The organism is Pseudomonas sp. 2995-1 (assembly GCF_002742505.1).
GTDB lineage: Bacteria > Pseudomonadota > Gammaproteobacteria > Pseudomonadales > Pseudomonadaceae > Aquipseudomonas > Aquipseudomonas sivasensis.
The window spans coordinates 1-302 of the sequence record NZ_LJSA01000448.1 but is presented as its reverse complement, the minus strand read 5'-3'; the positions used below and the strand labels follow the sequence as shown (position 1 = coordinate 302).

Below are 302 nucleotides of genomic sequence, written 5' to 3'. Positions count from 1 at the left end.
TAATGAAGATCACTGATGCTGTACAGGAAAAAATAGAGCCTGTACCTAGCAGAATGGATAAATGGGAAAGATGGACATTACAACCTTTAACAGGGATTCCTATTGCTTTACTAGTTATTGTTCTATCACTTGGATTTGTTGTAGGGGTTGGGAAAGGAATTCGTGCGGCTATCCTACTCCCACTACTAAATAATTTTTATGTCCCTTTTGTGGAAGGGTTAGTTGGAAGATTAGTGTTGGAACAGTCTGTCGTATACAGAATACTAGTGGGTGAATTTGGTGTCTTAATTAAATGGATAGAA

Annotated in this window: 1 protein-coding gene; it reads left to right on the top strand. The window is 37.7% G+C overall.

Translation table 11 applies throughout. The features are described from left to right. Nucleotides 1-302, top strand: a 302-nt coding sequence (locus AOA61_RS31910; protein WP_218197372.1) for a hypothetical protein, incomplete at both ends; no start/stop codon positions are given.